The following is a 6989-nucleotide window of genomic DNA, read 5'->3' on the forward strand; positions in this document are numbered from 1 at the left end:
GGTTTTGCTTATGGTATTACATCTACAGCTACAAGTACAATCGTAGCCGCTATTATTCCAATGTCACGTCGTGGTGAAGGGATTAATTACTATGGTTTGTCTACATCTCTTGCCGCTGCAGTAGGTCCGTTCTTAGGTATTTTGATGCTTCATAGCCTTGGCTATGACTTTATCATCGCCTTCTGTGTTGCTCTTATCATCCTTTGTGGTATCGGTTCCGTTATCATGAAATTTAATGAACCTAAGCTCGATATTGATTCTGAAGAACATAAAGGCATTAAAATTTCCGATTATATCGAACCACGTATGAATTCTATTAGTCTTGTTTCTATACTAGTAGGTTTTGCATACTCTGGTGTTATTGGTTTTATGGCAGCTTATACAAAAGATTTAAACCTTATCTTAGCAGGTACATTCTTCTTCGTTGTATATGCTGTAGTTATTACGATAACAAGACCATTACTTGGTATTGTATTTGATATGAAAGGGGAAAACTTCGTTCTTTATCCTTGCTTCATATCTTTAGCGCTTGGTATTTTCTTATTGTCCATCGCTCACTCTACATGGCTTATACTCTTATCTGCTGTGTTTGTTGGTCTTGGTTACGGTACATTTATGTCAAACGGTCAAGCAGTAACTGTTAAAATCGTTCCTGTTCACCGCATTGGTGTTGCCACATCTACATATTTCATTGCCTTAGATATGGGCCTAGGTTTTGGTCCATACATTTTAGGTGCTATTAAAGAGGTAGTCGGTTATACAAGTATGTTCCATGTTACTGTTGTAGTAGCACTTCTTGCATTCGTTGCTTATTATTTCCTCTATGGCCGTTATGTAGGTACTGAAAAAGATCTTTCTTTGAAAGCTCGCGCTGAAGAAGAACAAATCAGAAATCGTAAACGTAATGGAAAATTAGCATAACATTAGCTATATTACTTACAATCACATAACATATAGAAAGGACTATACGAGATATATCGTATAGTCCTTTTTAATGTTAAGATATCTTAGTATTCCATTGTATTCTATACTACTAGTTTAGTATTTAAATATCGTTTAAATGCCATCTAGTAGTATAGGTGCATGAGAAGTTACATCGTAACCTATTATTTCTCAATATTAACGATGTTTACGATAATTTCTACGGCTTTTTTCATGTCATCAATACATGCGAATTCGTGACGACCATGTAGGTTTTCTACGCCAGTGAAGATATTAGGGGTAGGGATGCCCATGAAGGAAATTTTAGAACCATCTGTACCGCCACGGATAGGGTCGCAAATAGGAGTAATACCTGCTTTTTCCATAGCTGCTTTAGCTACGTTGACACATTCCATGTTGTCTTTGATGATATCGTACATATTGTAATATTGATCTTTTACGGATACTTCACATACTTCGCGGCCATAGATTTCGTTTAATGTTTGACCAGCTTGTAAGAAGAATGCTTTTTTCGCTTCGAACAATTCTTTGTCATGATCGCGAATGATGTAGTTCATTTTGCCTGTATCTACTTGTGTTTCCATGCTCATGAGCATAAAGAAACCTTGGCGACCGCATGTGTGTTCTGGAACAGCAGCACCTGGTAATAGAGCATCGAATTGCATTGCTAATTTAGCACAGTTAATCATAATGCCTTTCGCAGTGCCTGTATGAACAGATACACCTTTTAATGTAACAGTACCGCCAGCAGCATTGAATGTTTCGTATTCAAGTTGGCCAAGGCTTTCACCATCAATAGTATAAGCAAAATCAACAGGAAATTGTTTTACATCAAAGTGATCTGCACCGGTACCGATTTCTTCATCTGGGCCAAAGGCACACATGATTTTACCGTGCTTGATTTCTGGATGAGCTACGAGGTGGGCGAGAGCTTCCATAATTTCGCAGATGCCAGCTTTGTCGTCACCGCCTAGTAGTGTAAGACCATCGGTTACTACCAAGGATTTACCAATATAGTTCTTTAAATTAGGGAAATCTGCACGACGTGTGTAGATTTGATGCTCTTCGTTGAGGCAAATATCGCTACCATCATAGTTTTCTACAATGCGAGGTTTAATATTTTCTGCGTTGTAATCAGCTGTATCCATATGAGCGATAAAGCCAATAGCAGGTGCTTTTTCATCTGTATTAGCATTTAATGTGCCAATAACAAAACCGTTTTCACGGTTGTAAATAACTTCATCTAAACCGATTGCTTTTAAATCAGGAACAAGTACATTAGTTGCAAAATCTACTTGTGTTTGTGTACTCGGAATAGTAGTGCTTTCTTCGTTTGACCGAGTATTTATGCTTGTATAGCGTACAAAACGTTCGACCATTGATTCCATAATGAGCCTCCTCGTAAGTAAACATACGTGTTATACATATTGGTATAAATGCTGTATATAACAAAGATTCTAAATATACTTTCATTGTAGAACAGGGGCGATGAAAATGCAAAATAAATATTTACGGAAGGTGTGATATTTTATTCGCATAATGCATAGAAAACCATTGAACCATATATAGTGCCGTGTTAGTATAAAGGTGAATAGTTATACGTTTGTACATTTTCTGTGAGGAGGTTTTACCATGTCGGACGAAACTCGTTCTATTCCGCCCGTAGAACCCGTATTAGATCCTAAGAAGGATTACGTAGAGATTAACTCATATGTAGTATTCTGGGGCCTATTCTATGCGGCAATTTTCACACTGGCTGTAGGGTATTTATGTTTGAAAATTGGTCAAACAGTAGATGCCTTTGCTCCAGTATCTGTACTTGCTATGGGTACAGCAGTTATTTTGAAACGGCAAAATGCTTTTGCCGAAACGGTTCACATTCAGGCTATCGCTAGTTCTAGTACGAACACATTAGCTGGTGCCATGTTCTTCTTACCAGCTCTATACATTTGGAATGTTACAGATGTAACCTTTGTACAAATGGCGATTCCTATTATCCTTGGTGGCGTACTTGGTGTTCTATTATGCGTTATGTTCCGTCGCTACTTTGTTGAGGAAATGCACTATGTGTATCCGTTCCCAAGCGGTCGTGCTGCTGCTGAAGTGCTAATGAGTAATGAAGGTAGCAAAGCGAAACTCATGCTTGGTTCTGGTCTTATCGCTCTTGTATATGACTTTATTCTTAACAGCCTCGGCTGGTGGGAAGAGGTTATCCGTACTACCGCATTTAAATGGGGCACTGCTTTGGCAGATCAAACTAAGTTAAATGCTGCTGTAGATACAGATGCTGCATTGCTTGGCCTTGGTTACTTTACAGGCTTGCGGTATGCAGCTATTATCGCAGCTGGTTCCTTCTTCTCTTGGTTCGTATGTATTCCAATCGTATACTATTTAGCTCCGGAACACATCATGCAAATCAATGGGCATGCAGTTCCACTTGCAGAAGCTCCTATTCGTAAAGTATTCTTAGACTATGTTCGCCATATTGGTATCGGTATGCTTGCTATGGCAGGTATCATCGGATTGCTCAATATGTCTAAGGTAGTAGCTAGTGTTGTAAAAAATGCAGTACTTGATATTTTCAGTTCCAAAACCGTTGATGTTAACTTGCTTCGTACACAACGTGATGTTCCTACATCTTGGATTGGCGCTGGCATCTTATTATGTACAGTTCTATTTGCAGCATATTTCCACTTTATGTATGCTGAAAGCTTCTCCCAAACAATCGTAGCATTCTTAATCGTTCTAATTATGTCCTTCTTATTATCTGTAGTAGGTATCAGCTCCATTGCTTATACAGGTACAGAACCAGTATCTGGTATGACAATCTTCATGATTATCATCTCCGCTGTATGCTTAACAGCTGCAGGTATGACTGGTAAAGTAGGTATGATTGCAGTCCTCATGATGGCATCCTTCATCGGTACTACCATCGGTATGGCTGGTAACTTCATGTCCGAGCTTAAAGTAGCGCACATGACAGGCGCTACACCTAAGAAAATGGAACAATGGCAAATCGTTGGTACCATTCTTTGTGCGGTCCTTTCTGTAGGCGTTATGATTCTCTTGAACGATGCATATGGCTTCGTAGGGGATCATGCATTAAATGCGCCACAAGCTAATGCTATGGCTGCTATCATTGAGCCAATGATGACTGGTGGTAGTGCTCAATGGCCTCTATATATGGCTGGTGCTTTATTTGCCATCATCTTATGGATGGTAAAAGTTCCACCATTGGCATTTGCACTTGGTACGTACTTGCCAATGGAAATCAACACACCATTACTTATCGGTGGTTTGATTGCATACTTCGTACAAAATAGTACAAAAGATAAAGAATTGGCAGATCTTCGCTTCTCCAAAGGTAGTACCATTGCATCTGGTCTCGTAGCGGGTGGTGCTATTGGTTCTTTATTCAGTGCTGTACTTCGTATTGCAGGTGTTGATGTATTCGCTCAAGACTGGGTTGAAACACCAGAAGCAACATACCTCAGTATCGTAATGTACTTGTTACTCTGTGTATTCTTGTACAAAGTAGCTATGTACGTAAAAGCTAAAAAAGCTAAATAAAGAATAAGATATACCCTTAAGCATGTGAGTATTTTGTTTGATTAAAAATTGTTAGGAATTCTCCACTCTAGGGATGACCGCCTTTACCGAGTTTTTGTTTAATTGGTAAAGGCGGTCTTTTTATATAACTAATAACTTTTTTGATATAGCTAAAAACTATGTGAGTTTAAAACCTATTTATATGATTGGATTAATTGACCTCAACTATATCGAATGTTATCATAATACTATAATACCTTTAGAGGTATTATTTTTATTATGTTCATGTAATGTAAGTATAGATATAATAGTTGATTAAATAGAACTCCTGTTTCTAAGTAAACAGGGTTAAGTAGGGGCAATTATGAAATTTAAGAAAATCGCAGCTCTTTTAGGAGCTTTCACCATTGCTAGCAGCTTGTTTATCGCTGGTTGTGGCAATACAGGTACGAGTCAAAAGACATGGCGCGTCGGCACTGATGCGACCTATGCACCATTTGGTTTTAAAGATAAAGATAGCGGTAAATTAGCAGGTTTTGATATCGATATTATCAATGCTATTGCAAAAGAAGAGGGCATTGAAGCAGATATTCAAAACTTGAACTTTGATGCACTGTTACCTGCATTACAAAGTAATACCATCGACATTGCTATTTCAGATATGACTATTTCTGAAGAACGAGCAAAATCTGTAGATTTCAGTAAACCATACTATATTGCAGGTAATGGTCTCGTTGTTAATATAGATAACACAAATATTAATAGCTTTAAGGATCTAGAAGGCAAGCGTATCGGTGTATCTATTGGTTCTACGGGGGCTGAAATTGCTAGTAAGATTCCTAATGCTGATGTGCGCCAGTTCAATATCATTGTTGATGCCTTTTTAGAACTACAAAATAAAGGTGTCGATGTAGTTATTAATGATACGCCGGTAAACGAATATTATGTTAATGGGAAGGGTAAAGGTATCGCAAAAGTCACTGGAGAAGACTATGATGCGGCACCACTTGGTATTGCTGTGAAAAAAGGTAATACAGAGCTTCTCAATAAAATTAACGATGGCCTAGCTAAGATTAAAGCAAATGGCAAATATGCTGAGATTTATAAAAAATGGTTTGGTAAAGAACCACCAGCAGAGGTGTTAAAATAGTTTGTAGATAGTACCCAAGCGTATTATTTGATATAATACGCTTGGTAAGCCTCAAGTTGTAAGAGGCAAAGTATAGAATGGGTGATATGATGGCTAAACGAAGAGCATTTTTAGATATAATTAAACAGAAGGGCGCCCTCGTTTTAGATGGTGGGTTAGGGTCAGAATTAGAACGTTATGGCTGCGATCTTCAACATAAGTTGTGGTCTGCTAAGGTTCTTATGGATCAACCAGATATCATCAAGAAAATACATATTTCCTACTTAGCAGCTGGAGCAGACATTATTCAAAGCTCTGGCTATCAAGCAACTGTAGCAGGCTTTAAAGGATTAGGGCTTGGTACGGAAGAGGCCATAGAACTCGTTAAATTATCCGTTCGTCTAGCAATACAAGCTCGTAATGAGTTCGTGGAAGCCAAGGCAAGTGGGGCTCTTACACTTAGAGGCATTAAGCTAGGAGAAGAAACAGCAGACGGCGTTAAATATTTTTCTGAAGGTGCATTACCTAAACCATTAGTAGCAGCCTCTGTAGGCCCATACGGAGCTTTTTTGGCGGATGGCTCTGAGTACCGTGGTTATCCTGATGTACAAACTGAGTATCTCGAGGTGTTCCATATTCCTCGCTTAGCCTTATTCTGTGAAGAAAATCCTGATATACTATCCTTTGAAACAATACCATCCTATGATGAAGCCATTGCTATTGCTCGGGCCATGTCTGATCCATATACATCAAGAGGGATTCCTGGATGGATTGCCTTCTCTTGTAAGGATGAACATCATGTCTCTAGTGGGGAAACAATCATTAAATGCGCGGAAATGATCGATAAGGTTCGTCCTATAACCGGTATTGGTATCAATTGTACTAAACCTGAATATGTAGAGTCCTTGGTTAAGGATATTCGTACAGTCACTGATAAACCAATTGCTGTATATCCAAATCTTGGTGAAAGCTATGATAGTGAAACTAAGACTTGGTATGGTGACCCCGGATCCTTTGTTGATTACGTAGATGCATGGCGCGAGGCCGGTGCTAATATTATAGGTGGATGCTGTCGAACGACACCTGAAATCATTGGTGATATTGCTAAAAAAATTCATAAATAACTAGTAAGTAAATAGAAAGACTATTCCTTTATATAGGAATAGCCTTTTTAGATTCTAGTAAAAGATTATTAGCTTGTAGTATGTGATATAGAAACGGAAATAGTAATGTAAATATAATAAAAGAGGTGATATATTAGTATTACCTCTTCTTATGGATAATAAAAAAGCAGTGCTTAAGCACTGCTTTTATTATGGCGGAGAGACAGGGATTTGAACCCTGGGTACGGGATAACCGCACACATGAT

Annotated in this window: 5 protein-coding genes; 4 read left to right on the forward strand and 1 reads right to left on the reverse strand. The window is 38.4% G+C overall.

All coding sequences use genetic code 11. The annotated features are described in order from the left end of the window. A partial coding sequence (locus QZR70_RS07875) for an MFS transporter (protein WP_295794318.1) occupies positions 1-921 on the forward strand: 921 nt, incomplete at its 5' end. 185 nt (positions 922-1106) lie between these two features. Here QZR70_RS07875 and pepT read toward each other — a convergent pair. Then, a complete protein-coding gene (pepT, locus tag QZR70_RS07880) occupies positions 1107-2330 on the reverse strand; it encodes a peptidase T (RefSeq protein WP_295794319.1) in 1224 nt (407 codons plus the stop codon). 244 nt (positions 2331-2574) lie between these two features. Here pepT and QZR70_RS07885 point away from each other — a divergent pair, with 244 nt between their 5' ends. The 3 genes from QZR70_RS07885 to mmuM all read left to right on the forward strand — a co-directional run bounded on the left by QZR70_RS07885 (position 2575) and on the right by mmuM (position 6744). After that, a complete protein-coding gene (locus tag QZR70_RS07885; protein ID WP_119208625.1) occupies positions 2575-4512 on the forward strand; it encodes an OPT family oligopeptide transporter in 1938 nt (645 codons plus the stop codon). Between the two features lie 343 nt (positions 4513-4855). After that, positions 4856-5641, forward strand: a complete 786-nt coding sequence (locus QZR70_RS07890) for a basic amino acid ABC transporter substrate-binding protein (protein WP_295794321.1) — start codon at positions 4856-4858, stop codon at positions 5639-5641. Between the two features lie 77 nt (positions 5642-5718). Next, entirely contained in the window at positions 5719-6744 is a 1026-nt protein-coding gene (mmuM, locus tag QZR70_RS07895) for a homocysteine S-methyltransferase (RefSeq protein WP_295794324.1), read from the forward strand. Positions 6745-6989 lie beyond the last annotated feature (245 nt).

This window comes from uncultured Veillonella sp., from assembly GCF_900545205.1.
Classification (GTDB): domain Bacteria; phylum Bacillota; class Negativicutes; order Veillonellales; family Veillonellaceae; genus Veillonella.

Coding starts and splice junctions, on each gene's coding strand:
- pepT (WP_295794319.1), bottom strand. CDS start 2,330: ATGGAATCAATGGTCGAACGTTTTGTACGCTATACAAGCATAAATACT.
- QZR70_RS07885 (WP_119208625.1), top strand. CDS start 2,575: ATGTCGGACGAAACTCGTTCTATTCCGCCCGTAGAACCCGTATTAGAT.
- QZR70_RS07890 (WP_295794321.1), top strand. CDS start 4,856: ATGAAATTTAAGAAAATCGCAGCTCTTTTAGGAGCTTTCACCATTGCT.
- mmuM (WP_295794324.1), top strand. CDS start 5,719: ATGGGTGATATGATGGCTAAACGAAGAGCATTTTTAGATATAATTAAA.